This window comes from Pseudomonas sp. MCal1 (assembly GCF_026341415.1).
Lineage (GTDB): Bacteria > Pseudomonadota > Gammaproteobacteria > Pseudomonadales > Pseudomonadaceae > Aquipseudomonas.
The window spans coordinates 252,825-278,534 of record NZ_JAKUMP010000002.1; the positions used below are offsets into that span (position 1 = coordinate 252,825).

A 25,710-nucleotide genomic window follows, 5' to 3' on the forward strand; every position below is an offset into this window, starting at 1 on the left:
ACGGCCTTTCCCTGTGACATCCTTATCTCTCTGTTGAGTCATCGATGTGATACCTCAACAAGCAACTTAACAAAACCTGCATGAACTGACGTTGATCCTCTACATCATCATCAAAATAAGTTGTGATTTTTGTGAATACAGCATCAAAGCTGTCACCAGCGTCCAAGTAGTGCTTCAGCGTATCAATACACCACTCGCGTTCATGAAAAGTGTAAGAAAGAAACTCAGGCTTCATAAGAATATCAAGCAGCTCAGCAAGCTCTTTCTTGTCATTAACATTCTTTGAAACAATGATTTTTTCACGTGCATCATCATGAGTGTTTTCTATATCAAACAGAAAAAGAAGACCACGCAAAACAAAATATTCAGGCTTACGTTTCATTCCATAAATTCCGTATAAGAGGTTATCGGCATACCTGCTCTATCAAGGATGACTACCGCATGTGTTTGCTGCCCGTAAATTACTCCACCTCTTTTGTACCCTTCACCAACCACCTTGCCCATATTCATCGGTTCCTTAGACGCCATTTGCCCATTTCGCCTGAAAATAAGCTGAGCACGATGTATCGCGTTCAATTGGTCTCGATAGCTAAAAAAATGAGTGGCAGCACTGGGTATTTTTGGCTGCCCTGCTCGTCTCCCGTTGGTGTAAACCTCGATGACTCCAGTTGTTGGATTTCTACCCGTCATCGAACGTTCCTGCTGAGAAGCCAGTGTGGTCTGTTTGCCATGTTTCTCTAAGGAGTGTGCGTCTCGCGTAGCTTTCTCCATTTCATCCAAACGCCGATAAGCATTCGCCTCTGCCAACTCATCAATCTTCGCCCGCCGTTCCTGCGCTGTCATCTTCGGCAGCTGCGGCTCGCCTTTATCAACAACCGAACCACCTACCCCATCCGGCACCGGACATCCCGGCCTGTTCGGCGGCGGACAATTGGACGTCAACCCCAACGGATCCACCCACCCCGTGGGATTCGGCACGTACCGGTACTGGTTCAGCCCCCCGGCCAGCTTCACCGGATCCGGCGTCAGGTACCGGCCCACCTCCGGGTCGTAATACCGGTGCCGGTTGTAATGCAGTCCGCTTTCGTCATCGAAGTACTGCCCCTGAAAGCGCAGCGGCTGGTTCAGGTAGTCCTCGGTCGCCAGTTCCAGCGAGGTGACCTTGCCGTAGGCGCTGTATTTGGCCGACCAGACGATGTCGCCGCTGTAGTCGGTCAACTCCTGCGGCGTGCCGAGGTGGTCGAGTTGGTAGTAGAACGGGCAGGCGCGTTTCGGGCCTTTGCCGTCGAGCATCGCCAGCGGGCGGAAGGTCCCCGGTTCGTAGATGAAGCTGCGGTGTTGTTGTTCGCTGCTTTCGGCGATCAGGTGGTCGCCTTGCCAGAAGAACTCGGTGGTCTGGCCGTCGACGGTCTTGCGGATGCGCCGGCCGAAGGCGTCGTATTGGTAGGTCGCGCTGGTGCCGTCGGGGCGGGTGAGGCCGATCAGGCGGTGCTGGCTGTCATAGCGGTATTCGGTGACGAGTTGTTGGGCGCGGCCGCGGCGTTCGCGGATCAGGTTGCCGAAGGCGTCGTAGTCGTAATGGCGGTCGCCCTGCATCAACAGGCGGTTGCCCTTGATCTGGGTCGGGCCGGGGCGGTCCTGCATCAGCAGGTTGCCGGCCGGGTCGTGGGCGAAGTTTTCCGGCACATCGTCGCGGGTGTGGCGCACGCGAATCAGCCGGTCCAGAGCGTCGTAGGTGTAGCTGCGCTGGCCGTGGCGGGTGTCGGCAATGTGTTCGAGGTTGCCGTTGGCGCTGTAGGCAAAGTCGCGGCGGTACAGCGCGCTGCGTTGATGGCCTACGGCGTGGGACTGCAAGCGGCCCTGTTCGTCGTAGGCATATTCGCTGAGCAGCAGGCCTTGCTGGCGCTGCTGTTCGCGGCCGTTCTGGTAGACGTGGCGGGTCAGCAAGGCGCCGTTGAGGTCGATCGCGGTCAGCGCACCGCCCTTGGCGTAGTGGTAATCGAGCTTGCTGTTGTCCGGCAGGCGCAGGCGGGTCAGTTGGCCGCAGGCGTCATAGGTGTAACGCAGGGTGCCCCAGCCCTGATGCTCGCGCACCAGTCGGTCCTGCAGGTCGTATTCGAAGGCCAGCGGGTGATCCTGGCCGTCGTCCACCCCGACCAGACGGCCTAAGCGGTCATAGCGATAGCTGACCTCGACCCCGTCCGGCAGGGTCTTGAGCAGCAGGCGTCCGGCGCTGTCGCGTTGGTAAGCGGTGACCAGCGTCGAGCCGTCGTCGCCGAACTCGGTCTTTTCCAGCAGATGGCCGTTGCGGTCATAGACGTACGCGGTGCGCCGGCCATCGAAGCCGGTTTCCTGTCGGATCAGTCCGGTCGGCGTGTAGTCCAGCCGGTACTTTTCGCCGGACTCGTTCTCGATTTCCGTGAGCAGCAGCTGCGCATGGTCGTAGCGGTACTGCACTCGTGTACCGTCCGGGTTGATCCGCCGGCTGACCAGGTGCAGGTCGTCGTCATACTCGTAACGGGTGATGCGCCCCTGTTCATCGCGTTCGGCGGTGATCTGGCCATAGGCGCTGTAGGACCAGGCGCGGGTGGCTCCGGTAGGCAGCGTCGTCTGGATCAGCCGGCCAACGGCGTCCCAGGCGTGGCGGGTGACCGCACCATGCTCGTCCTGAACCGTCGTCCGCCGCCCCAAGGCGTCGTAGGAAAACTTCCAAACCCCGCCGTCCGGCAGACTTTCCTCGACCAGTTGCCCGAGGTCGTTCCAGACGAACACATGGCGACCACTGTCCGGATAACGGATCGACCGCAACCGCCCCTGCGCGTCAAAGTGGTAATGGGTGACATGACCGTCGGGATCGACCGCCTCGGTGACGTCACCCTGAGCATTGCGCCGGTACGTCCAAACGGCATCGCCGCGTGAACGGCTGTGCAGGAAACCGTTACGGTACTCGTAGGACGTCGGCGCATCGTCCGGCGGAATCAGCGCGATCAGCCGTCCGGCATCGTCGTAGCGGTACTCGGTGACCGCGCCCAGCGCATCCTGCTCGGCGACCAGCCGGCCCGCCGAATCGTAGGCCTTGAGCTGCTCGCCCCCGTCCGCCGACACCTGACGCACCAGCCGCGCCGTGTCGTCGTGGACGTAAGTTTCCTCAGTCCCGTCGACGTAATGCACGGTGACGCTGCCGGCGTCATCCCAGACGTAACGCGTGTCCATCTGCGAAAACGACGCCCAGTGCCGCACGCAACGCGCCGCCTTGCCGGACCGCTCCCATGCCCAGAAGAAGCTCGCACCGCCAGCCAGTTGCCGTTGCAGGATGACGTGCCGGTCGTCGTAGTCGTAACGCTCGCTTTCGCCGACGGCGTTGGTCGCCTCGATCAATCGATGGCGGGCATCAAAGCGGTAACTGGCCAGCGTCTGCTCGGTACGCCAGGCCGCCTCGCGCCAGACCTGATAATCGACCGCGACCAGATGCGCCCGCTCATAGCGCAGCAACACCGAACGACCGGCCCCGTTATCCAGGCGCTGAATCCGGTCGGAAAGATCCCGATGCACCGTCAGACGATTGCCGTACGCATCGCTGATGGCGGTCAGACGCCCAACCCGAAAGTGATAAAACCGCGCGGCCTCACCCGCCAGCGCAACGATCAACTCTTCCGGTTCATCCCCGAGAAAGATCGCCGCCCGCGACAGACTGTTGTGAATCGCCGGCCGCTCAACGCTCGGCAACGGAAACCGCGTGCGCCGGTTTTCATGGTCGACCCAGACCACCGCCGCGCCATCAACCTCCAGACGATGCGCCAGCGAATGGCTCCAGCCAAACCCCAATCCAGCATCGATCTCGGCTGCACTGCTGCGATACAAGCGGCTGAACTCGAACGGCAACAGCCCATCGAGTACACCGTCAGTCAACGTCAGCAGTTCTTCCCCGGTGACCATCGACACCGGACAGCCGTTGGTGCAGGTCAGCGGCGCACAATCGGCGCTGTCACCGTTGGGATTTTTCGCCTGATCCGGCGTGTCGTCGTGCTGCTCGTCTTTTTTCAGGGAAGCATTACGCCGGGCATCCCAGCGCAATTGCATGCGACCCTTTTTCACCCCGGCGGCGATGCCCCTTGCGGCGACGGACTTGTAGTGGTTCACATAACCGATAAAGGTGCTGACGATGCCGAACATCGCCTTCACCAGTCGCGTCACCGCCGACAACAACTGAGCGCCACGCTCCGCCAGACGCAAGGTCAGATAAGCGATCCCTGCCCCGGCGCCAACGAAAGTCAGCACAACGCCGATCAATACATCGATCAGCAGCTGCACCACCACCATCGAGACTGCCTCGGCGGTTTTCCCGGCAATTTCAGTGCCGGGCAACATTTCCAGCCAGAGGCTCGCAGTACGCAGCAACAAACACAGCGCCGCCTCGTCACTGACCAGTAACTGAAGCTTCTCCATCATTTCAGGCGCTGTTTCTGCCAGCGCAATCAGCTGTGCGGCGCCACTGCCCAACCGCTCGGCAAACTTTCCGGGGTCCTTGAGAATTTCCGACAACAACCCGATGCTGTCCCACACCCCCTCGATCGCCGCCCAGCTCCCGGCGAGCATGCCGTTGCCCGCCGCCGTCACCACCGACTGCGACCACTGCGGCTTGAAGCCTTGCCACTCGCTGCGCAGCCAGCCATCCAGCTGCCGACTCAGGCCATCGTAGGACTCGAAAAGTGCATCAATCTGCTGCTCGCTGGCCTCGCTGTGCACCACCACCCGGTAGAACTTGCCTGCTTCACCGGTAAACACCCCCTTGCCTTGAGCATCGAGGGTGACGGAGTTGACCTCGCCACCGTCCATCGCCACCACATCGACTACGATGCCGCCCAATGGAATGTCGTATACCGACTCGAACTTGCTCTCGATCTCCATCGGCCCGGATTCCGGGCATTGCACGAGCGCAGAAGAGAAACGGTTGTCGTCAATCGCGACCGCCGTGCTGTGCTCGCCGAAACGGATGATCCGCTCCATCCCCATCAGAGACGGCAGATCGGCCGCATGACTGACACCATCTGCCGAGCGACTGAGCCAGTGCTTCAGTTGTTCGCGATAGAGATCGAGGGTGCGGGGAAAGCTGTCGAGTTCTTGCTCGATGCGGGTGACGGCATCCATCAGCGCAATCCCATGCGCATGGCGAAACGTAAAACCGGGTCGAACATATGCGTTCCCTCGCGCAAAAATCAGGCGAGGGACTTTGCGGGGGATCAAACAGAAAAGAAGTCAGGCGAGTAGGCGGAGGATGTAGGAGAAGTCTGTAACTGATTTTTATCGCACGGCAGACGCAAAAACGGGGCGGGAGGTTTACCTCACGCCCCGTTCACGGAACAGATGATTTGCTTATTTAAAAGCGTCTCGGCCGGCCAGCTCTTTCAACTTGAGCTCGGCCAACGGATGCCCGGCCTTGGCGGCCATGGTCCACCAGCGAGCGGCTTCCGAAGGATCTGGCGCTTTGCTCGGCGTACCTGCAAGACTGATGACACCGACTTGATATGCCGCTTTGCCATCCCCGGCCAGCGCCGCCAGTCGCAACAAACGTACACCTTCCTGACGTGCGCCCAGGCCAACCCCGCGAAACGTCAGGATGTGCCCGTAAAAACTTTGCGCGCCGACATCGCCCAGATTGGCCATGCGCGCAAACTGACCTTCGAGCCAGCGCCAGCCGCGGGGCTGACGGACAAACCACGCCCAGTGAAACAGCCTGCGGGCGAGCCAGTAACTGGCCCGCGCCTTGAGTCGTAAAAACACTCAGGCCTCCGCCGATTCCGGGTACTCGTACTCAAAGACCCGCACCACTTCCGAAGCATGCCAGGAGGCGGCGGCAACACCGTCGGACGGCCCGGAAAAACGCCCCAGGCGCTCGACACATTCAAAGAAACCGGTGCGTGGCAGGCGACTGGCACCCTGGCTGATCACCAGCGAGCTGCGCAACGGCTGTTCGGCTTTCGCGTCCAGTGCCGCGAGATGCTCCAGTGCAGCGGTCAATGTCTGCATGGCCGGCGTGGGCAGTTGCAGGCGTTCGAGCAAGGCTCGATAAGTCAAAAGATGGCGCTGCCTGCGCGCCTGATCCAGTTCCCCCAGCAATCCGTCCCAATGTTGACGACTGATGCGTACGCTCACGATTGTTCCCTCCACCCTGGCACCGTCAACTCCCAGGCCAGGCTGCGGCGAATCGCGGCGTCGGGCAGACGCTCGCCACTTTCAATCATGGCCAGGTAAGACGGGCTGATGCCTACCGTGCGGGCCAGCGCCTCGATGGCGATGCCCTTCCCTTCGCGCAAACTGCGTAACTGATCCAGACCTGGAAGAATCGGGTCCGGGGTTGCCGCAAGCGGCGCTGGAGCCGGTTGCGACGGTGCTTCGTTAATGCCTGCTGCTTTCAGTAGAGCCTGATACTGAGCCCATCGCAGAACCGCATATTCGGGTTCGCCATCGCGTGCAATTATCTGAATATCCATGACTACCCCGTAGGACAACAACACTTAGCGAGTCGGCACTTTTCCCTAGAAGTGTAATCCTAACAGCGGCCAAGGTCGTGGGGGGTATCTATCTGAATAAGAGGCTGTCGCAATTCAGGACTTTTTCGGGCCCTGAAGCTGAAGTTGCTCGGGGGTATCGGGCAGGCGCTCGACCACTCTGAGCTTTTCCGGCGTCTGGCGCTGACGCCACAGGCGGAAAGCATTCAGTTCATCGTCGAGGGTTTTCATCAGCCAGGCGAGGACGGCGATGTCATCAAGCATGCCGAACATGGGAATGAAATCGGGAATTGCATCGACCGGACTGAGGAAATACATCAGACCGGCAACCACCGAAACGATCGCCTTGGCGCTGATTGCGCGGTACTCGCCGCGCCAATAGGCCAGGCACAGTGCCTGCAACAGACGCAAATCGTCCTTCAGCTTGCCGAGGCGATTGCCTTGGGCGGCGCCTTTGCTGGCCACGGCAAACAACAGGGTCGGCAAGCGGCCTCGCGCCAGCAATCGTCCGGCCAGAGGAAGGAATCGGGCGAAATTCCACGGCGCTTTCATTTATTTCTCCCGTTGAAATGTTATCCACACAAATTGTGGATAACCTTGTGAACAGAGCTGCATTTAAGCGCTGAGAGCCCCGTTTCATAAGGGCTGCGCTCAGATCGGGCGTTTTTTACTCACATAAAAAATCCCAATATTTCATTGACTTGGCGGCTTCAGACGTCTAGCGCGGCAACCTTAAAGTCTAGGACTGCCAGGACCGGCATCGGTTCGGTCTGTTTACGCTGACCATCGTCCAGATGCAACAACGCCCCGCATAAGCGAGGCGTTGTTGTTGAAACCGGCGCAGATTACTTGGCGGCGTCTTCTTTGGCTGGATCCTTGATACCCAGCAGTTCCAGGTCGAAAACCAGAACCGAGTTGGCCGGGATTGCCGGGCTTGGCGATTGTGCGCCGTAAGCCAGATCGCTAGGGATGTACAGCTTGTACTTCTCGCCAACGTGCATCAGTTGCAGGCCTTCGACCCAACCCGGGATCACACCGCTGACCGGCAGATCGATCGGGCTGCCGCGTTCGACGGAGCTGTCGAAAACGGTGCCGTTGGTCAGCTTGCCGGTGTAGTGAACGGTCACGACATCGGTAGGCTTAGGCTGTGGGCCGTCGGCCTTCTTGACCACTTCGTACTGCAGACCGGAAGCGGTGGTGGTCACGCCGGCTTTCTTGCCGTTTTCTTCGAGGAATTTCTTGCCGGCGGCTGCCGACTCTTCGCTCATCTTGGCCATACGCTCTTCGGCACGCTTTTGCAGCGCGGCGAAGGCTTCGACCAGTTCTTCATCTTTCAGCTTCTGTTCTTTCTTGCCGACGGCATCTTCGATGCCCTGGGCTACCGCTTTGGAGTCCAGATCATCCATGCCTTCCTGAGCAAGGCTCTTGCCCATGTTCAGGCCGATACCGTAGGAAGCTTTTTGCGCCGGGGTTTTCAGCTCTACGCTGGTCTGCGAATCACAACCCGCGAGTACCAGGCTAACCAAGGCAACCGCCGCCGCCAACCGATGCTGTTTCATGCTATTTCCTTGTTCATGCGCCTAAAGGGCAATCGAGTAAAGCCGCGAGCTTATCAGGCCGCCACGACCAATGGCTACCGGCATGAGAGCAGGAATCTTCCGATAAGTTCAGGGATTAAAAAGCATTTGGCGAAAGGCACGATGAAGCTTCTGTCATCTTTTACCGACAGCGATTGATGCCGCTTCCCACAACACTTGGCGTAATGGCCACTTGCCGCACACGGCCTCGCTCAGGCATAACAGCGCAACAACTCGACAAGGATGTTCATCTTGCGCCTTTTATACCGTGTGCTGACGCTGATCGTGGTGCTGCTGGGACTGATCCTGGCGGTAGTTCTTTACTATGTCGCCAATCCGAGATTGCCCTTCCCCGCGCCTGCAAAACAAGTGCATTACCTGAACCAATGGACTGAGCAAGAGCGCCAGACCTACTACTTCACCCCGCAGGGGACGCAGGTCAAAGGCCTTCGTTACGAATGGTTTCAGGCGCTGGAGCTACCATTCTCGCAGCAACGCTTTGCCTCCCCGGAATACCTTGCACGCTTTGGTTTTCTGATCGATCCGCAGCAGAAAGCCACGCCCGAAAACCCGGGCAATCTGCCGGTAGGTTTCGCCCGGCATCAAAATCCCGGCAGCGCCGAGCAATATCTCGACATCACTTGCGCGGCCTGCCACACCGGCGAGCTGCATTTCAATGGCCAGGCGATACGCATCGACGGGGGCACGGCCCAACACGTGTTGCCTTCCAGTGTTCCTACATTGCGCGGCGGAAGTTTCGGACAGGCATTGGTTGCCAGTCTCACCTCGACTTACTACAACCCGTGGAAATTCGAGCGCTTCGCCCGCAATGTGCTGGGCAACGACTACGACGCACGCAATGAACAACTGCGCAAAGACTTCAAAAGCTCACTGAACACCTTCATCAAAGTGGCGTGGAACGACACCCACCGCGGCCTCTACCCCACCGAAGAAGGCCCGGGCCGCACCGATGCCTTCGGCCGTATCGCCAACGCGACCTTCGGCGATGCGATCTCCCCGAGCAATTACCGCGTGGCCAACGCTCCCGTGGATTACCCGCAGCTGTGGGACATGTGGACCTTCGACTGGGTGCAGTGGAACGGTTCGGCGCAGCAGCCGATGGCACGCAATATCGGCGAGGCACTGGGTGTCGGCGCCACTCTGAATTTCTTCGACGCCAACGGCCAACCGCTGCAGGGCGATGAGCGCTATGCCTCCAGCGTACGTGTGCGTGATCTGCACAAAATCGAAGAAACCCTGCAAAAACTGCAACCGCCGGCATGGCCTGAAGAGGTACTGGGCGTCGTCGACAAACCCTTGGCAGCCAAGGGGCGAACCCTGTTCGCCGAGAATTGCGCCGGATGCCACGTCCCGCGCCAGACCCGGGAAGGCGAGCGCTGGGTACAACACCTGCACATGCTTGCGGTGGATGTCATCGGCACCGACCCGAATGCCGCCAACAACATTGCCAATCACCGCTTCGACCTGACCGCCCTGCAATGGAACCCGGCAGAGCTTGAACAAATGGACGTGAAGTTGCACCCCACCCCCAAGGAACCGCTGGACCTCAGCCAGCTATCAGTGGCCAAGGGACTGGCTTATGTGACCGCCTTCGTGGAAAACCGTGCGTACCGTGAAGCGGGCGTTACCGCTGCCGAGAAGCCACAACTCGATGGCTTCGGCCTGCCGATCGGCGTTCGCGAAAAAGTCGCCTACAAGGCCCGTCCGCTTGCCGGTGTATGGGCCACGGCCCCGTTCCTGCACAACGGCTCGGTCCCGAGCCTTTATCAGTTGCTGTCGCCTCAGGACGAGCGCGCCACGACCTTCTATAAAGGCACGCTTGAATACGATCCACGCCATCTTGGGTACCGCACCGAGGCTTTCACCAACGGTTTCCTGTTCGACACCCGCATCACCGGCAACCACAACAGTGGCCATGAATTCCGCGCCGGCGAACGCGGCAACGGGGTGATCGGCCGACTGTTGCAGCCAGAAGAACGTTGGGCGCTGCTCGAATACCTGAAAGTGCTGGGCGGCCCGCTGGAGGCACAACTGCCATGATCTTCAATTCCTTTAAAAGACCTTCGATGCTGGCGCGTTTCTGGCTCTGGCTGGGACGGTTACTGGGCAAAACCCTGTTGTTCCTGCTGGTGATCGGCCTGATCGGCTGGGCCCTGACCACCGCGTGGTTTGCCTGGCAGCACCGGGGTCCGGTATCGGCGCTGGAGCAGATTCCGGACGGTGAAGCCGCCATGACCCAGGACGTGATCCAGACTGCCGTGCGCATCGTCGATCAGCACCGCGAAAGCACCCGCTACCTGCGCGATGCCCATGCCAAGGCCCATGGCTGCGTGAAAGCCGATGTGCAGGTGTTGCCGGATCTGGCTCAGGAATTGCGCCAGGGCGTATTCAGCGAACCAGGCAAGCTGTGGAAAGCAACGATGCGCCTGTCCAACGGCAACGCCTATCCGCAATTCGACAGCATCCGCGATGCCCGGGGCATGGCGATCAAATTGCTCGATGTGCCGGGCAAATCCTTGCTGGCTGATCGTCAGGAGTTGCACGAACAGGATTTCGTGATGTTCAGTCACCCGAACTTCTTTGTCAGCAATGTCGCCGAGTATCGTCAGAATGTGGCGGCGCAGGCTGACGGCAAGAGGGTCATGGCGTTTTTTCCGGGGTGGGATCCGCGTAGTTGGCAAATCCGGCATCTGTTCATTGCACTGGCAACCTTATCGCCACCGCCGGAAAGCCCGACCCGCACGACATATTTCTCGGTATCGCCCTACAAGTTCGGCGAGGCCAATGCCAAGTTCCGGGTGATGCCGGATCCGGAGCGCTGCCCCGCTTATACCTTGCCGAAACAGAACCAGGATCTGCCGAACTTCCTGCGCAGCGCATTGAACCAGCAACTGTCCACCGACCGGATGCCGGCGTGCTTTGTGTTGCAGATCCAGCGGCAGGACGCGAACAAGTTCATGCCGATCGAAGACACCAGCATCGAATGGCGCGAGCAGGACAGTCCATTCCAGACTGTGGCCAGGATCACTCTGCCCCCGCAGGACTTCGACACCCCGGCGCTGAACCTGCAATGCGACAACCTGTCGTTCAATCCCTGGTTCGGCATCGAAGCCCATCGCCCGATTGGCGGAATCAACCGGCTGCGCAAAGCGGTGTATGAAGCGGTCAGCGATTACCGCCACAGCCGTAACTCGGCGCAATAGCAGCGCCAGAAACGAAAAAAGCGACCGTCAACGGTCGCTTTCTCATGGCCAGACTCAGCGAAAGCCAAATCCCAGGCAGCAAAAAGCCCGCAAAAGGCGGGCTTTCTGAGGTGATCTGGCGTTCAGTGTTCCAGATTACCGAATATGGCGCAGCGGACGGGACTCGAACCCGCGACCCCCGGCGTGACAGGCCGGTATTCTAACCGACTGAACTACCGCTGCGCGAAACGCTTGAAACGAATGGTGGGTGATGACGGGATCGAACCGCCGACATTCTGCTTGTAAGGCAGACGCTCTCCCAGCTGAGCTAATCACCCTTCGCTTCGTTACGGGGCGCATTATGCCACAGATTTTCGTAACGTGTTGATTTAATTGAATTTTTTTTCAAATAAATCCGAAAACCGGTGAAACGATACATCCCGCAGGTACAACTCGAGGCAGAAAAAAACCCGCCTCGGCGGGTTTTTCCGTGGTGACCTGGCGTTCAGTGTTCCAGGTTACCGAATATGGCGCAGCGGACGGGACTCGAACCCGCGACCCCCGGCGTGACAGGCCGGTATTCTAACCGACTGAACTACCGCTGCGCTAAACACTTGAAACGAATGGTGGGTGATGACGGGATCGAACCGCCGACATTCTGCTTGTAAGGCAGACGCTCTCCCAGCTGAGCTAATCACCCTTCGCTTCGGTGTGGCGCGCATTCTACGGAGCGTCCCAACCTCTGGCAAGCACTTTTTTAATTAATTTTCTTAGCCCTTCCAAAGGCTTAGAGAAGGGTTGGCCTATGACCCGGCGAAGACAATAATGCCCCCCTTTGTATAAAGGAGAGACTCACCCCATGTGGTTCAAGAACCTGCTTATCTATCGCCTGACCCAAGACCTGCCTGTCGATGCCGAGGCGCTGGAAACTGCACTGGCCACCAAACTGGCGCGTCCATGTGCAAGCCAGGAGTTGACCACCTACGGTTTCGTGGCGCCGTTCGGCAAGGGCGAAGATGCGCCACTGGTGCACGTCAGCGGTGACTTCCTGCTGATCTGCGCCCGTAAAGAAGAACGCATCCTGCCGGGCAGCGTCGTGCGCGATGCGGTCAAGGAAAAGGTCGAAGAGATCGAAGCCGAGCAGATGCGCAAGGTCTATAAGAAGGAACGCGATCAAATCAAGGATGAAATCATCCAGGCCTTCCTGCCGCGCGCCTTTATCCGCCGCTCGTCGACTTTCGCCGCCATCGCGCCGAAACAGGGTCTGATCCTGGTCAACTCGGCCAGCCCGAAACGCGCCGAAGACCTGCTCTCCACGCTGCGTGAAGTGATCGGCACCCTGCCGGTTCGCCCACTGACCGTGAAAACCGCGCCGACCGCCGTGATGACTGAATGGGTCACCACCCAGCAAGCCGCTCCGGACTTCTTCGTACTGGACGAGTGCGAACTGCGCGACACCCACGAAGACGGCGGCATCGTGCGTTGCAAGCGTCAGGATCTGACCAGCGAAGAAATCCAGCTGCACCTGAGCACCGGCAAGGTTGTGACTCAACTGTCGCTGGCCTGGCAGGACAAACTGTCGTTCATGCTCGACGACAAGATGACCGTCAAGCGCCTGAAATTCGAAGATCTGTTGCAGGATCAGGCAGAACAGGACGGCGGCGACGAAGCCCTCGGCCAACTGGACGCCAGCTTCACCCTGATGATGCTGACGTTCGGCGACTTCCTGCCGGCGCTGGTTGAAGCACTGGGCGGTGAAGAGACTCCGCAGGGGATCTGAGTCTCTGCGCAGTCTTTGGGTTATCTTCAAACGCCACCGCTTCGGTGGCGTTTTCACATAATAAGGAACAGACCATGCGCGCACTGGCTGCACTGAGTCGTTTTGTCGGCAACACCTTCGCTTACTGGGTTCTGATTTTCGCGGTGCTCGCGTTCCTGCAACCCGCCTGGTTCCTCGGCCTCAAAGGCGCGATCGTACCGCTGCTCGGGCTGGTGATGTTCGGCATGGGCCTGACCCTCAAACTCGACGACTTCGCCGCCGTCGCCCGCCATCCGTGGCGTGTGGCCCTAGGCGTGGTCGCGCATTTCGTGATCATGCCGGGGATGGCGTGGTTGCTGTGCCAGATCTTTCATCTGCCGCCGGAAATCGCCGTCGGGGTTATTCTGGTCGGCTGCTGCCCGAGCGGCACCTCATCGAACGTCATGACCTGGCTGGCCCGTGGCGACCTGGCGCTGTCGGTGGCCATCGCCGCCGTCACCACCCTCCTCGCCCCGCTGCTGACACCGGCGCTGATCTGGCTGCTGGCCTCGGCCTGGTTGCCGGTTTCGTTCATGGAATTGTTCTGGTCGATCCTGCAAGTTGTGCTGCTGCCGATCGTCCTCGGCGTGGTGGCGCAACGTGTGCTGGGGGACAAGGTGCGCCACGCGGTGGAAGTATTGCCGCTGGTATCGGTGATCAGCATCGTGATCATCGTCGCCGCCGTGGTGGCCGCCAGTCAGGCGAAAATCGCCGAATCCGGCCTGCTGATCATGGCCGTGGTGATGTTGCACAACAGCTTCGGTTATCTGCTGGGTTATTTCACCGGGCGCCTGTTCGGCCTGCCGCTGCCGCAGCGCAAATCCCTGGCGCTGGAAGTCGGCATGCAGAACTCGGGATTGGGTGCGGCACTGGCCAGTGCGCACTTCTCGCCGCTGGCGGCGGTGCCGAGCGCGTTATTCAGTGTGTGGCACAACATTTCCGGGGCGCTGCTGTCGACGTACTTCCGACGGATGAGCGAAAAACAAGACCGTGAAACGCTGGCGCAACAGGCGGCCGACTGATCCCGGATCAAGGCGCGGCGCACAATTTTCGGTAGTATGTGCGCCACGTGGGGACGACCCTGCGGCTCAATCGAGTTTTCAATCTGGGGACGGCCCCGTCAATCGATGGAGGTCTTTCATGTCCTGGATCATTCTGTTTTTCGCCGGCCTGTTCGAAGTCGGCTGGGCCGTCGGCCTGAAATACACCGATGGGTTCACCCGTCCGCTTCCCACCGTTCTCACCGTTGCCGCCATGGCAGTCAGTTTGGGCTTGCTGGGGCTGGCGATGAAGGAACTACCGCTGGGCACGGCTTACGCGATCTGGACTGGCGTCGGTGCCGTGGGCACGGTGATTGCCGGGATCATTTTGTTTGGCGAATCGATGGCATTGATTCGCCTGGCCAGTGTGGCGTTGATCGTCACCGGGCTGATCGGGCTCAAGGTCAGCGCCTGAGCCGTTGCCGCCACCCGTCAGGGATGGCGGCTTTCCAGACGCCTACCTGACAGTCCCGCGCAATTCCCCGACCATCGCCTGAAGCTCCGCTGGTTGCGCCGCGTCAACGGCGACCGGCTTACCCGCCACCAGCGTCACCCGCGACCACAAGCGCCGGAACACCCCTTTGTTCGGATCGCGACTGAAAAAACTCCCCCATAACCCCTGCAACGCCAGCGGAATCACCGGCACCGGTGTCTCTTCGAGAATCCGCGTCAGCCCGCCCTTGAACTCGTTGATCTCACCATCGGCGGTCAACTTGCCCTCCGGGAAGATGCAAACCAGCTCACCTTCCTTCAGATACCGGGCAATCCGGGTGAAGGCCTTTTCGTAGATCTGGATGTCTTCCTGGCGTCCGGCGATGGGAATCGTCCCCGCTGTGCGAAAGATAAAGTTCAGCACCGGCAGGTTGTAGATCTTGTAGTACATGACAAAGCGAATCGGCCGACGTACCGCACCACCAATCAGCAAGGCATCGACGAACGAAACGTGGTTGCACACCAGCAACGCCGCGCCCTCATCGGGAATCGCCTCAAGGTTGCGATGCTCGACGCGGTACATGGAATGGCTGAGCAGCCAGATCATGAAACGCATGCTGAACTCGGGAACGATCTTGAAGATGTAGGCGTTGACGCCGATGTTCAGGAGCGACACCACCAGGAACAGCTGCGGGATCGATAGCTTGACCACGCTCAACAACACGATGGTGACAATCGCCGAAATCACCATGAACAGCGCGTTGAGAATGTTGTTGGCGGCAATCACCCGCGCCCGCTCGTTCTCGGCGGTGCGCGACTGGATCAGCGCGTACAGCGGCACGATGTAGAACCCACCGAAGATCCCGAGGCCCAGCACATCGAGCAACACCGCCCAGGCATGGCCGAAACTCAGCACTTCGATCCAGCTATGGCCGACGGCGCTTTCCGGAATTCCACCGGAATGCCACCACAGCAACAGACCGAAAACAGTCAGGCCGAACGAGCCAAAAGGCACCAGGCCGATCTCGACCTTGCGCCCTGAAAGCTTCTCGCACAGCATCGAACCCAGTGCGATGCCGACCGAGAAGACAGTCAGAATCAGGGTGACTACGGTTTCGTCGCCGTGCATCCATTCCTTGGCGTAAGCCGGAATCTGCGTCAGATAAATCGCCCCGACAAACCAGAACCACGAGTTGCCGACAATCGAGCGCGAAACTGCTGGTGTCTGCCCCAGCCCCAGTTTCAAGGTTGCCCATGATTGACTGAAGATGTTCCAGTTCAGGCGCATCTGCGGCGAGGCCGCCGCGGCGCGGGGAATGCTGCGACTGGCCAGGTAACCCAACACGGCGATGCCGACAATCGCGGCGGACACCACTGGCGCGTAATTGGCCGATGACATCATCACCCCGGCGCCGATGGTCCCGGCCAGGATCGCCAGGAATGTACCCATCTCCACCAGCCCGTTGCCACCGACCAGTTCGTCCTCGCGCAACGCCTGCGGCAGGATCGAATATTTCACCGGCCCGAACAGTGCCGAGTGCGTGCCCATGGCAAACAGCGCCACCAGCATCAATGACAGGTGATCGAACAGGAAGCCGACAGATCCCACGGCCATGATGACGATTTCAGCCAGTTTGATCAGACGGATCAACGCGTCCTTGGCGAATTTTTCCCCGAACTGCCCGGCCAGCGCCGAAAACAGGAAGAACGGCAGAATAAACAGCAGTGCACACAGGTTGACCCAGATCGAGCGGTCACCTTCGATGGTCAGCCGATAGAGAATGGCGAGGATCAACGACTGCTTGAACACGTTGTCGTTGAACGCGCCCAGCGACTGGGTGATGAAGAACGGCAGGAAGCGCCGGGTACGCAGCAGGTTGAACTGTGAGGGGTGACTCATCTTCCGTGTGTCCCTGATGTTGGGTAACGAGTGGCCTGGATACGCTTATTGGAATGTCAATCCGCGATCCAGGCCACACCTTACCTAAACTTTTCAGGTTATTTCTTCAAACCTGCAATGCACGGAGAAACAAACAGCTCGCCGCGCCATGCGCCTTGCAGCGTGCGTTTACCTACAATCAGCCACATCGCCGCCAGCAACGTCACCAGTACACAACCGGCCACGCTGAAGAACGTCAGGTGCAACGTGCTGCCCAGCTTCAGAGTCGCCAGCGAATACACGCCCAACGGGAAGGTAAAGCCCCACCAGCCGAGATTGAACGGGATGCCATCACGCAGGTAACGCACGGTGATCAGCAGCGCCATCAACATCCACCAGAGACCAAACCCCCAGAGCGTGATCCCCGCTATCAGGCCCAGGCCCGAGGCGATTTCGCCGATGCCTGGCAGACCGTTGGCCGCGAAGATCGCTGGCGCATCGCCGCCCAGCAGCAACATGCCCAGCGCCCCGGTGCCGATCGGCCCCAGCGCCAGCCAGCTCGAAGCCGCCATGTTTTCGTGGGGCAATTTGTGCAAGGCCATACGCAGCAACAGGATGGTCAGGATGCTGAACGCCACCGGCAGAGAAAACGCCCAGAGCACGTAGCTGGTCGTCAGCACTACCAGTTGCGAGTGCGCGTCGGCCAAGTGCGGCGCGAGCAGTCCGCCACTGGCTGCCGCCACTTCCGCCGCCACCACCGGCAGCAACCAGACGGCAGTCATCTGATCGATGCTGTGCGCCTGACGGGTGAACATCATGTAAGGGATCAGCACGCCGCAGGCCAGCGACATCGCCACGTCCAGCCACCACAACACTTCGGCCAGTTGAATGACTCCTTCTCCCCAGCGTGGCAGACCGAACAGCAGAAAGCCGTTGATGATCGTCGCCAGGCCCATGGGAATGGTGCCGAAGAACATCGAAACCGTGGAGTGGCCGAAGATCCGCTGCGCTTCGTCAAAGAACAGAATCCAGCGGGCGGCGTAGGCAGCAGTAAACAGCACGAACAACAGAATGTTGAACAGCCACAGCCCTTCGGCCACGGCGTGCAATCCGGGAACGGACACCGGCAATTGCGCCAGCGCCAACGCCAGCACGCCGGTGCCCATGGTGGCGGCGAACCAGTTCGGGGTGAATTGGCGGATCACTTCGCGCGGGTGCTGAAGCTGGCTGAATGGCTTGATGCCGGGTTTGGCGCTGTTGGGGCAAATCATCATGAACTCCTGTCCTCAGGTGAGGTTGAGCTCATGGTAGAACCGAATCGAATATCTATATAACGGGTAATATCTCTAACTGTTATCTATTTAGTAGATATGCAGTCAGACACTGCCTTCGGTTTCAATGACAAGAATTCGCGCCGCGCCCTGAGGATGAGCGACATGTTCAGTGCCGATGGACGCATAGAAGATGTCGCCAACCTCCAGCAATGCCTGCTTCTCCTCGCCTTCTTCGCGATAGTGCATGAGCACCTGACCGTCGAGCACCACGAACACTTCTTCGCCGTCATTGACGTGCCATTTGTAGGGCTGATCGGTCCAGTGCAGACGCGTGGTGATGCCGTTCATGTTGGCGATGTCGAGCGCGCCCCAGGCGCGCTCGGCGGTAAAGGTCTTGCTGCGAATAATCTTCATGCGTCGATCCGTGAAAAAGTTATGGCTGGCCAAGGCTAACCGAATCCGCAGGCTTATGGCGCGCTGCAGGTCTTCGCCGCTTGCGCCCGAAAACTCATCAGCAGCGCTCCGACCGCCAGCACGATCAATACCGCGCCATACACATCGGTGGTGGCCAGCAGGCCCACGCTATGGGTGAAGTGCCCGGCCAGCAAAGCCGGCAGGCAGAACGCCAGGTAACTCAGCACATAGAATGCCGACATCAACCCGGCGCGCTCATGCGGCAATGCCAGCGGCACCAGACTGCGCACCGCTCCCAGAAAACCGGAGCCAAACCCACAACCGGCCACCAGCGTACCGAAGAAGAACAGCGACAGACTGGCGCTGTGCACGCCCAGCAGAACCAACACGAGCCCGGCTGGCAGCAGGCTCGCGCCGAGTTGCAGCGCCCGGGAAGCAGGACGATTGCGCAACGTGAAAATCATCAACGCACCGGTGACGGTCAGTGCCGCCACAGTCGCGCCGCCGATCAGGTTGGAGGTGGAGCCAGTGGCCGTGCGCACCAGCGATGGGGCCAGCGAGGCATAGAAACCACCAAGCGCCCAAGTCGCGGTGTTCAGCGGCAAGACTCGCCACAGCGTCGAACGTGCCTGAACCGGCACATGCAGGGTTGGCCGCAACGAGGCCCATGCCCCGGCTTGCGGCGAGACGCTTTCCGGCAAGCGCCAGACATAAATCCCCTGCAACACAAACAGCGCGAGCAGCAACCAATAGGTCAACTGCAACGGCGCCGGAGCGAACTCGGCCAACAAGCCGCAGCCCATGCCGCCCAACGCCATGCCCAGCAACGGAGCGACACTGTTAATCAGCGGGCCCTGCTGACGGTCGGTGTCCAGCAGCGTCGCGCTCAACACCGCGGTGGCCATGCCGGTGGCGAAGCCTTGCAGCACTCGCGCGCCGATCAGCCAGCCCACGCTGTCGGCGTAGATAAACAGCAGCATCGCCAGCGAATTGAGCGTCACGGCGGTGAAGATCACTGGTTTGCGTCCCAGGTGATCCGACAGCGACCCGACTGTCAGCAACGCGGCCAGCAGACTCAGCGCGTAGACGCCGAAAATCAGGGTCAGCACCGCTGCCGAAAAATGCAGCCGATCCTGATACAGGTGATACAACGGCGTCGGCGCAGTGGAAGCGGCGAGAAAACTCAGTAAGGTGATCGCCAGAAACCACAGGCTGGATCGGTTGGAAGCAAGGCTGGTCATGGGCACACTCCGCAAAAGCTAATTTTTTGCTTTTGCGGAGTGTGCTCTCGGCTTGCGCTTAAAGCAAATTCTTTGTGTTAAGGTCTGGCGCATGGCTATTAAAGAAGGTTTACGCCCCGGCGGTCGCAGTGCCCGGGTGCAAGAGTCGATTCACTCGGCAGTCCGCGCGCTTCTGCAAGAACAGGAGCGCTCAACGGTGACCGTCCCGCAAATCGCGGCGCGTGCAGGCGTGACGCCGTCGACGATTTATCGACGCTGGGGAGATCTGGCGGCCTTGCTCGCGGACGTCGCCCTCGCCCGCATGCGCCCCGACAGCGAGCCGGCAGAAACCGGCAGCCTGCGCAGCGATATCCGCGCATGGGCCGAACAATATCTCGACGAAATGAGTTCTGAACCCGGGCGCAACATGATGCGCGATGTGCAGGCAAGCGCGACGCCGGGGTATTGCGTGACGATCATCGGTGCGCAATTGCAGACCATCATCGAGCGCCACCCAGAGGAAACGGCGCCGAGCGTGGATCGGCTGATCAATCTGGTGGTGTCCCCGGTGGTGTTCCGCATTCTGTTTTCGGCGGCGCCGCTGGAAGTCGATGAACTGCACCGTTTGATCGACCTCGCGCTCAAACCGGATTGACCACAGAACCGCCCGGTTCCGTGACTGCGACACCCCGCCGCGCCACGACCTTGGTCGACACTGACTAACTGTCGCGCCCGTGCGAGACTGTCTGACCGGGCGCAAGTCCGGTCGTTTTCTGTCGGGAGTGTTCCATGTCGTTGTCCACCGGGCTGATCGCCGCCGTCGCCCTGGCCTATATGGCCATCATGTTCGCCATCGCCTTCTACGGCGACCGTCGCAGCACACCGCTGCCGCCACGGGTGCGTGCCTGGGTGTACAGCCTGTCGCTGGCCGTCTACTGCACCAGCTGGACGTTTTTCGGCGCGGTCGGTCAGGCCGCCGAACAACTGTGGTCGTTCCTGCCGATCTACCTCGGGCCGATCCTGCTATTGCTGGGCGCGCCGTGGGTGCTGCAGAAAATGGTGATGATCAGCAAACAGGAGAACATTACCTCCATCGCCGACTTCATCGCCGCCCGCTACGGTAAATCCCAATCGCTGGCGGTGGTGGTCGCGTTGATCTGTCTGGTCGGCGTTCTGCCCTATATCGCCTTGCAACTCAAAGGCATCGTCCTCGGCGTGAACCTGCTGATCGGTGCCGGTGCCGACGCCATGGGCACCCGCGCCCAGGACACGGCCCTGATCGTGTCGCTGGTGCTGGCCCTGTTCACCATTGTTTTCGGTACGCGCAACCTCGATGCCACCGAGCACCACCGCGGCATGGTGCTGGCGATTGCCTTTGAGTCGCTGGTCAAGCTGTTTGCCTTCCTCGCCGTCGGCGCCTTCGTCACCTATGGGCTGTATGACGGCTTCGACGATTTGTTCAATCAGGCAATGCTCGCACCGCGCCTCGAGGAATACTGGAAGGAAACCATCAACTGGCCATCGATGGTGGTGCAGACCGGCGTGGCGATGATGGCAATCATCTGCCTGCCCCGGCAGTTCCACGTGACAGTGGTCGAGAACATCGACCCGCAGGATCTGCGCCTGGCCAAATGGGTGTTCCCGACCTACCTCGCCCTGGCAGCGCTGTTTGTAGTCCCGATCGCCCTGGCCGGTCAGATGATGCTGCCCAGCTCGGTCATCCCCGACTCTTTCGTGATCAGCCTACCGTTGGCCCAGGCCCACCCGGCGCTGGCGATGCTGGCGTTTATCGGCGGTGCATCGGCGGCCACCGGCATGGTGATCGTGGCGAGTGTGGCGCTGTCGACCATGGTCTCCAACGACATGCTGTTGCCGTGGCTGCTGCGCCGCAACAATGCCGAGCGCCCGTTCGAAGTGTTCCGCCAGTGGATGCTCTCGGTGCGCCGGGTCAGCATTGTGGTGATTTTGTTGCTGGCCTACGTCAGCTACCGTTTGCTCGGCTCGACCGCGAGCCTGGCGACCATCGGCCAGATTGCCTTCGCCGCTGTGACCCAACTGGCCCCGGCGATGCTCGGCGCGCTGTACTGGAAACAGGCCAACCGTCGCGGCGTGTTCGCCGGCCTGGCCGCCGGCACGTTCCTGTGGTTCTACACCCTGATCCTGCCGATCGCTGCCCGCAGCCTCGGCTGGTCGCTGGACAGTTTTCCCGGCCTCGCCTGGCTGCACGGCAACCCGCTGAACCTGCCGATCACCCCGCTGACCCAAGGTGTGGTGCTGTCGCTGGCGGGCAACTTCACGTTGTTCGCCTGGGTCTCGGTGCTGTCCCGTACACGGGTCTCGGAGCACTGGCAGGCCGGACGTTTTATCGGCCAGGAAATCAGCGCCCGGCCGAGCGCACGCTCGATGCTGGCGGTGCAGATCGACGACTTGCTGCAACTGGCCGCGCGTTTTGTCGGTGAAGAACGCGCGCGGCAGAGTTTCATCCGCTTCGCCTACCGCCAGGGCAAAGGCTTCAACCCGAATCAGAATGCCGACGGCGAATGGATCGCCCACACCGAGCGCTTGCTGGCAGGTGTCCTCGGTGCCTCTTCGACGCGTGCTGTAGTAAAAGCCGCCATCGAAGGTCGGGAAATGCAGCTGGAGGACGTGGTCCGGATCGCCGACGAAGCGTCGGAAGTGCTGCAGTTCAACCGCGCACTGTTGCAAGGCGCCATCGAGAACATTACCCAGGGCATCAGCGTGGTCGACCAGTCGCTGAAACTGGTGGCCTGGAACCGTCGCTATCTGGAGCTGTTCAACTATCCGGACGGCTTGATCAGCGTTGGCCGCCCGATTGCCGACATCATTCGCCACAACGCCGAACGCGGTTTGTGCGGCCCCGGCGAAGCGGAAGTTCACGTTGCCCGGCGCCTGCACTGGATGCGTCAGGGCCGTGCCCACACCTCCGAGCGACTGTTCCCCAACGGCCGGGTGATCGAGCTGATCGGCAACCCGATGCCCGGCGGCGGTTTCGTCATGAGCTTCACCGACATCACCGCGTTCCGCGAAGCCGAGCAGGCGCTGACCGAGGCCAACGAAGGCCTGGAGCAACGGGTCAGCGAACGGACGCAAGAACTGTCGCAACTCAACGTCGCGCTGACCGAGGCCAAAGGCAATGCCGAGGCGGCCAACCAGTCCAAGACCCGCTTCCTCGCCGCCGTCAGTCACGACCTGATGCAGCCGTTGAACGCCGCGCGGCTGTTCTCCGCCGCCCTCTCCCATCAGAACGACGGCTTGAGCGGCGAGGCGCAGAAACTGGTGCAGCATCTGGACAGTTCGCTGCGTTCGGCCGAAGACCTGATCAGCGACCTGCTGGACATCTCGCGCCTGGAAAACGGCAAGATCAACCCGGATCGCAAGCCGTTCGCGATCAATGAGCTGTTCGATACCCTCGGCGCGGAGTTCAAGGCACTGGCCCAGGAACAGGGCCTGAGTTTCCGGGTACGAGGCAGTCAGTTGCGCATCGACAGTGACATCAAGTTGCTGCGGCGCATTCTGCAGAACTTCCTCACCAATGCGTTCCGCTACGCAAAAGGCCCGGTGCTGCTGGGCGTGCGTCGGCGACAAGGCGAAATCTGTCTGGAAGTGTGGGATCGCGGGCCGGGGATTCCGGAGGACAAACAGCAAGTGATCTTCGAGGAATTCAAACGCCTCGACAGCCACCAGACCCGCGCCGAAAAAGGTCTGGGTCTGGGCCTGGCGATCGCCGACGGCCTGTGCCGAGTGCTCGGTCATACATTGCGCGTACGTTCATGGCCGGGGCGTGGCAGCGTGTTCAGTGTCCGCGTGCCGTTGGCCAAAGCGCAGACCGTGCAGCCGCCAGCGGCGGTGGAAATCAATGGCAAACTGCACAGCGGCGCGCAGGTGCTGTGCATCGACAACGAAGACAGCATTCTGATCGGCATGAACAGCCTGCTCACACGCTGGGGCTGTCAGGTCTGGACCGCGCGCAACCGCGAAGAATGCGCGGCACTGCTCGACGACGGCGTGCGGCCACAATTGGCGCTGGTGGACTATCACCTGGATCACGGCGAAACCGGCACTGATCTGATGGCCTGGTTGCGCACAAGACTGGGCGAGCCAGTGCCGGGAGTGGTGATCAGCGCCGACGGGCATCCGGAAACCGTGGCGCAGGTTCATGCAGCGGGGCTGGATTATCTGGCCAAACCGGTGAAACCGGCGGCGTTGCGGGCGTTGTTGAGTCGCTATTTGCCGCTCTAGAAGAGCAGCTTATTCAGGCAGTTCGACCAACCCGTCGGCATCGGTCATTGCGCGTTCCAGCAAATCGGCCGGCAGGCTCTTGCTGGCCCGCGCACCGAGCAACTTGAGCTGTTCGCTGCGGCTGACCAGGTTGCCCCGTCCTTCCGTCAGCTTGTTGCGCGCCGCGCTGTAGGCTTTGTCCAGTTGCTGCAAGCGATTGCCGACTTCGTCCAGATCCTGAATGAACAACACGAACTTGTCATACAGCCAACCGGCGCGCTCGGCGATTTCCCGGGCGTTCTGGCTCTGGCGCTCTTGCTTCCACAGACTGTCGATGACCCGCAGCGTCGCCAGCAATGTGGTCGGGCTGACAATCACGATGTTGCGATCGAAAGCTTCCTGGAACAGCGCCGGTTCGGCTTGCAACGCGGCGGAAAACGCCGCTTCGATGGGCACGAACAGCAAGACGAAATCGAGGCTGTGCAAGCCTTCCAGACGTTTGTAATCCTTGCCGGCCAGGCCTTTCACGTGGCTGCGCAAGGACAGCACGTGCTGCTTCATGGCGATCTGGCCGAGGGCATCGTCGTCGGCGGCGACGTATTGCTGATAGGCGGTGAGGCTGACCTTGGAGTCGACCACCACCTGCTTGTCGCCCGGCAGGTAAATGATCACGTCCGGCTGGAAACGCTCGCCGTCCGGCCCCTTGAGATTGACCTGAGTCTGGTACTCGCGGCCCTTCTCCAGCCCGGCATGCTCAAGCACGCGCTCAAGAATCAGCTCGCCCCAGTTGCCCTGGGTTTTCTGGCCCTTCAGGGCGCGGGTCAGATTGGTCGCTTCGTCGCTCAGACGCAGGTTCAGTTGCTGCAAGCGCTCCAGCTCCTTGGCCAGCGAGAAACGCTCGCGGGCTTCGGCCTGATAGCTTTCCTCGACGCGTTTTTCAAACGACTGGATGCGTTCCTTCAACGGGTCGAGCAATTGACCGAGGCGTTGCTGGCTGGTTTCGGCGAAGCGTTGCTCGCGCTCATCGAAGATCTTGCCGGCCAGTTCGGCGAACTGGGCGCGCAGCTCGTCGCGGGAACCTTGCAGGTCATCCAGGCGTTGTTGATGGCTTTCCTGTTGCTCGCGCAATTCGGCATTCAGCGAAGCCGCCTGGGCGTCCAGGCGCCGCAATTCGGCTTCCTTGTTGGCGCGTTCAATGTTCCAGGCATGGGCGGCGTCACGGGCGTCATCGCGCTCGATCTGCAACAGCTCGACTTCCCGGCGCACGGCCGCGAGATCCGCTTGTCTGGAGGCGTTGGCCTGGCCGAGGTCGGCGACTTCATCGCGGCAGGCTTCTAATTGAGCAGTGAGACCGTCCTGGGCCATCTGCGCCATGGCCAGCCGCTCCTCGAGCAACGCGACTTCAGACCGGCTCTGACTGGCCCGACGTTGCAGTTGCCACGCCAGTGCCAGCAGCGGCACCGCCGCGCCTGCCAGTCCCAGCAGGATGCTGGTCAAGTCAATCGCCATAGTGATTCTCGCCAATCCGATAAAGCCTGAAGGTTAACCAAGGCGCCAGGTCTTGGACAGCTCAGTCTTCGATCAGGCCGAGTTCCTGTTGCGCACGTCGGTCACCCGCGCGGGCGGCCTGACGCAGCAGGTCCTGGCCGATGCGGCGATCCCGGGCATTGCCGCACTCGCGGCACATCAACTGGCCGAGACGACTTTGCGCCGCGACCACCCCTTCCCGGGCCGGTTGCTTGAGCAGGCGGCCGGCGAGGTGCTTGGCATTCTGGCTGTCGCCCAAACGCGGGCTGTCCAGCAGCCATTCGGCCACGCGTACGGAAAATCGCTTGGGAGCGGTAACACGAGGGGGTTGGGAGGTAACAGATTCTGGAGCTGAACGAAACTTCATAAAGCACTGTGGGACAGATCGGAAGGCGCGCCACTCTACTCTTTTTTTCGCACAGGTAAAGTCGAAAAAAACCCGGCACGCCCGTGCTAGAGCAAGCGCTCGGGACAATCCACAGAAGCTGTGGATAACTCAGTGGACAACCGCCTTCCAGTCGCCGCAAAGCCTTGTGGAACGGGGCTCGCAGTCAAACTGACGATTTTTTCACCAGTTAAAAAAAGCGATGTTTTTCAT

20 protein-coding genes and 4 tRNA genes are annotated in these 25,710 nt (G+C 60.4%); 7 read left to right on the top strand and 17 right to left on the bottom strand.

Features of this window, described 5'->3' with window-relative positions; translation table 11 throughout:
- Positions 1–22: 22 nt before the first annotated feature.
- The 7 genes from MKZ87_RS04395 to MKZ87_RS04425 all read right to left on the bottom strand — a co-directional run bounded on the left by MKZ87_RS04395 (position 23) and on the right by MKZ87_RS04425 (position 8,068).
- Positions 23–382 carry a hypothetical protein gene (locus MKZ87_RS04395; protein ID WP_085705343.1) on the bottom strand — a complete coding sequence of 120 codons (360 nt, stop codon included), beginning with the start codon at positions 380–382 and terminating at the stop codon, positions 23–25.
- On the bottom strand, positions 379–5,148 hold the full coding sequence (locus tag MKZ87_RS04400) for an RHS repeat-associated core domain-containing protein (RefSeq protein WP_266200345.1): 4,770 nt from the start codon (positions 5,146–5,148) through the stop codon (positions 379–381). Before MKZ87_RS04400 ends, MKZ87_RS04395 begins: the two co-directional genes overlap by 4 nt.
- A gap of 225 nt (positions 5,149–5,373) precedes the next feature.
- Positions 5,374–5,781 carry an SEL1-like repeat protein gene (locus MKZ87_RS04405; RefSeq protein ID WP_085703391.1) on the bottom strand — a complete coding sequence of 136 codons (408 nt, stop codon included), beginning with the start codon at positions 5,779–5,781 and terminating at the stop codon, positions 5,374–5,376.
- The gene (locus MKZ87_RS04410; protein ID WP_003223109.1) at positions 5,782–6,153 is read right to left on the bottom strand and encodes a hypothetical protein; all 372 of its coding nucleotides are present in this window, start codon (positions 6,151–6,153) and stop codon (positions 5,782–5,784) included. It lies immediately after the preceding gene.
- The gene (locus tag MKZ87_RS04415) at positions 6,150–6,491 is read right to left on the bottom strand and encodes a helix-turn-helix domain-containing protein (protein ID WP_266200346.1); all 342 of its coding nucleotides are present in this window, start codon (positions 6,489–6,491) and stop codon (positions 6,150–6,152) included. The genes MKZ87_RS04410 and MKZ87_RS04415 overlap by 4 nt, the downstream gene beginning before the upstream one ends.
- Before the next feature lie 114 nt (positions 6,492–6,605).
- A complete protein-coding gene (locus MKZ87_RS04420) occupies positions 6,606–7,061 on the bottom strand; it encodes a YkvA family protein (protein ID WP_085699283.1) in 456 nt (151 codons plus the stop codon).
- Positions 7,062–7,354: 293 nt separating this feature from the next.
- Positions 7,355–8,068 (bottom strand): FKBP-type peptidyl-prolyl cis-trans isomerase, encoded by a 714-nt coding sequence (locus MKZ87_RS04425; protein WP_085699285.1) that lies wholly within the window; start codon positions 8,066–8,068, stop codon positions 7,355–7,357.
- A 270-nt stretch (positions 8,069–8,338) separates the two neighbouring features.
- On the opposite strand from MKZ87_RS04425, the gene MKZ87_RS04430 reads away from it, so the two are divergent.
- Both MKZ87_RS04430 and MKZ87_RS04435 read left to right on the top strand, forming a co-directional pair.
- Positions 8,339–10,147 carry a di-heme-cytochrome C peroxidase gene (locus MKZ87_RS04430; protein ID WP_085699287.1) on the top strand — a complete coding sequence of 603 codons (1,809 nt, stop codon included), beginning with the start codon at positions 8,339–8,341 and terminating at the stop codon, positions 10,145–10,147.
- Positions 10,148–10,173: 26 nt separating this feature from the next.
- On the top strand, positions 10,174–11,310 hold the full coding sequence (locus tag MKZ87_RS04435; protein WP_139834850.1) for a catalase family protein: 1,137 nt from the start codon (positions 10,174–10,176) through the stop codon (positions 11,308–11,310).
- A 145-nt stretch (positions 11,311–11,455) separates the two neighbouring features.
- Here the strand turns inward: MKZ87_RS04435 and MKZ87_RS04440 are convergent.
- The 4 genes from MKZ87_RS04440 to MKZ87_RS04455 form a co-directional block, all read right to left on the bottom strand.
- Positions 11,456–11,532, bottom strand: a tRNA-Asp gene (locus MKZ87_RS04440).
- Between the two features lie 19 nt (positions 11,533–11,551).
- A tRNA-Val gene (locus MKZ87_RS04445) sits at positions 11,552–11,627 on the bottom strand.
- A gap of 190 nt (positions 11,628–11,817) precedes the next feature.
- Positions 11,818–11,894, bottom strand: a tRNA-Asp gene (locus MKZ87_RS04450).
- 19 nt (positions 11,895–11,913) lie between these two features.
- Positions 11,914–11,989: transfer RNA gene (locus MKZ87_RS04455), tRNA-Val, on the bottom strand.
- A 159-nt stretch (positions 11,990–12,148) separates the two neighbouring features.
- Between MKZ87_RS04455 and rdgC the strand changes: the two genes are divergently transcribed.
- From rdgC to sugE, 3 genes are all read left to right on the top strand, one after another.
- The gene (gene rdgC, locus MKZ87_RS04460) at positions 12,149–13,069 is read left to right on the top strand and encodes a recombination-associated protein RdgC (protein ID WP_085703388.1); all 921 of its coding nucleotides are present in this window, start codon (positions 12,149–12,151) and stop codon (positions 13,067–13,069) included.
- Positions 13,070–13,143: 74 nt separating this feature from the next.
- The gene (locus MKZ87_RS04465; RefSeq protein ID WP_085703387.1) at positions 13,144–14,109 is read left to right on the top strand and encodes a bile acid:sodium symporter family protein; all 966 of its coding nucleotides are present in this window, start codon (positions 13,144–13,146) and stop codon (positions 14,107–14,109) included.
- A gap of 118 nt (positions 14,110–14,227) precedes the next feature.
- The gene (gene sugE, locus MKZ87_RS04470; protein ID WP_039769847.1) at positions 14,228–14,542 is read left to right on the top strand and encodes a quaternary ammonium compound efflux SMR transporter SugE; all 315 of its coding nucleotides are present in this window, start codon (positions 14,228–14,230) and stop codon (positions 14,540–14,542) included.
- A gap of 42 nt (positions 14,543–14,584) precedes the next feature.
- On the opposite strand, the gene MKZ87_RS04475 is transcribed toward sugE, so the two are convergent.
- From MKZ87_RS04475 to MKZ87_RS04490, 4 genes are all read right to left on the bottom strand, one after another.
- Complete coding sequence (locus MKZ87_RS04475; RefSeq protein WP_085699293.1) at positions 14,585–16,459, bottom strand: MFS transporter; 1,875 nt, start codon at positions 16,457–16,459, stop codon at positions 14,585–14,587.
- A gap of 98 nt (positions 16,460–16,557) precedes the next feature.
- On the bottom strand, positions 16,558–17,709 hold the full coding sequence (locus MKZ87_RS04480; RefSeq protein WP_085703386.1) for a TDT family transporter: 1,152 nt from the start codon (positions 17,707–17,709) through the stop codon (positions 16,558–16,560).
- A gap of 105 nt (positions 17,710–17,814) precedes the next feature.
- Positions 17,815–18,126: a cupin domain-containing protein gene (locus MKZ87_RS04485; protein WP_085699297.1), complete on the bottom strand. Its 312-nt coding sequence runs from the start codon at positions 18,124–18,126 to the stop codon at positions 17,815–17,817.
- A 53-nt stretch (positions 18,127–18,179) separates the two neighbouring features.
- Positions 18,180–19,367 carry an MFS transporter gene (locus MKZ87_RS04490; RefSeq protein WP_085703385.1) on the bottom strand — a complete coding sequence of 396 codons (1,188 nt, stop codon included), beginning with the start codon at positions 19,365–19,367 and terminating at the stop codon, positions 18,180–18,182.
- 91 nt (positions 19,368–19,458) lie between these two features.
- Between MKZ87_RS04490 and MKZ87_RS04495 the strand changes: the two genes are divergently transcribed.
- Positions 19,459–20,001, top strand: a complete 543-nt coding sequence (locus MKZ87_RS04495) for a TetR/AcrR family transcriptional regulator (protein WP_085699301.1) — start codon at positions 19,459–19,461, stop codon at positions 19,999–20,001.
- A 134-nt stretch (positions 20,002–20,135) separates the two neighbouring features.
- Positions 20,136–23,606, top strand: coding sequence for a hybrid sensor histidine kinase/response regulator (locus MKZ87_RS04500; protein WP_085703384.1), 3,471 nt, complete (start codon positions 20,136–20,138; stop codon positions 23,604–23,606).
- A 9-nt stretch (positions 23,607–23,615) separates the two neighbouring features.
- On the opposite strand, the gene rmuC is transcribed toward MKZ87_RS04500, so the two are convergent.
- Positions 23,616–24,980: a DNA recombination protein RmuC gene (gene rmuC, locus MKZ87_RS04505; protein ID WP_176247747.1), complete on the bottom strand. Its 1,365-nt coding sequence runs from the start codon at positions 24,978–24,980 to the stop codon at positions 23,616–23,618.
- Positions 24,981–25,155: 175 nt separating this feature from the next.
- On the bottom strand, positions 25,156–25,479 hold the full coding sequence (locus tag MKZ87_RS04510) for a hypothetical protein (protein WP_081493545.1): 324 nt from the start codon (positions 25,477–25,479) through the stop codon (positions 25,156–25,158).
- Positions 25,480–25,710: the final 231 nt, after the last annotated feature.

Coding starts and splice junctions, on each gene's coding strand:
- MKZ87_RS04395 (WP_085705343.1), bottom strand. CDS start 382: ATGAAACGTAAGCCTGAATATTTTGTTTTGCGTGGTCTTCTTTTTCTG.
- MKZ87_RS04400 (WP_266200345.1), bottom strand. CDS start 5,148: ATGGATGCCGTCACCCGCATCGAGCAAGAACTCGACAGCTTTCCCCGC.
- MKZ87_RS04415 (WP_266200346.1), bottom strand. CDS start 6,491: ATGGATATTCAGATAATTGCACGCGATGGCGAACCCGAATATGCGGTT.
- MKZ87_RS04420 (WP_085699283.1), bottom strand. CDS start 7,061: ATGAAAGCGCCGTGGAATTTCGCCCGATTCCTTCCTCTGGCCGGACGA.
- MKZ87_RS04425 (WP_085699285.1), bottom strand. CDS start 8,068: ATGAAACAGCATCGGTTGGCGGCGGCGGTTGCCTTGGTTAGCCTGGTA.
- MKZ87_RS04435 (WP_139834850.1), top strand. CDS start 10,174: ATGCTGGCGCGTTTCTGGCTCTGGCTGGGACGGTTACTGGGCAAAACC.
- rdgC (WP_085703388.1), top strand. CDS start 12,149: ATGTGGTTCAAGAACCTGCTTATCTATCGCCTGACCCAAGACCTGCCT.
- MKZ87_RS04465 (WP_085703387.1), top strand. CDS start 13,144: ATGCGCGCACTGGCTGCACTGAGTCGTTTTGTCGGCAACACCTTCGCT.
- sugE (WP_039769847.1), top strand. CDS start 14,228: ATGTCCTGGATCATTCTGTTTTTCGCCGGCCTGTTCGAAGTCGGCTGG.
- MKZ87_RS04475 (WP_085699293.1), bottom strand. CDS start 16,459: ATGAGTCACCCCTCACAGTTCAACCTGCTGCGTACCCGGCGCTTCCTG.
- MKZ87_RS04480 (WP_085703386.1), bottom strand. CDS start 17,709: ATGATTTGCCCCAACAGCGCCAAACCCGGCATCAAGCCATTCAGCCAG.
- MKZ87_RS04485 (WP_085699297.1), bottom strand. CDS start 18,126: ATGAAGATTATTCGCAGCAAGACCTTTACCGCCGAGCGCGCCTGGGGC.
- MKZ87_RS04490 (WP_085703385.1), bottom strand. CDS start 19,367: ATGACCAGCCTTGCTTCCAACCGATCCAGCCTGTGGTTTCTGGCGATC.
- MKZ87_RS04495 (WP_085699301.1), top strand. CDS start 19,459: ATGGCTATTAAAGAAGGTTTACGCCCCGGCGGTCGCAGTGCCCGGGTG.
- MKZ87_RS04500 (WP_085703384.1), top strand. CDS start 20,136: ATGTCGTTGTCCACCGGGCTGATCGCCGCCGTCGCCCTGGCCTATATG.
- MKZ87_RS04510 (WP_081493545.1), bottom strand. CDS start 25,479: ATGAAGTTTCGTTCAGCTCCAGAATCTGTTACCTCCCAACCCCCTCGT.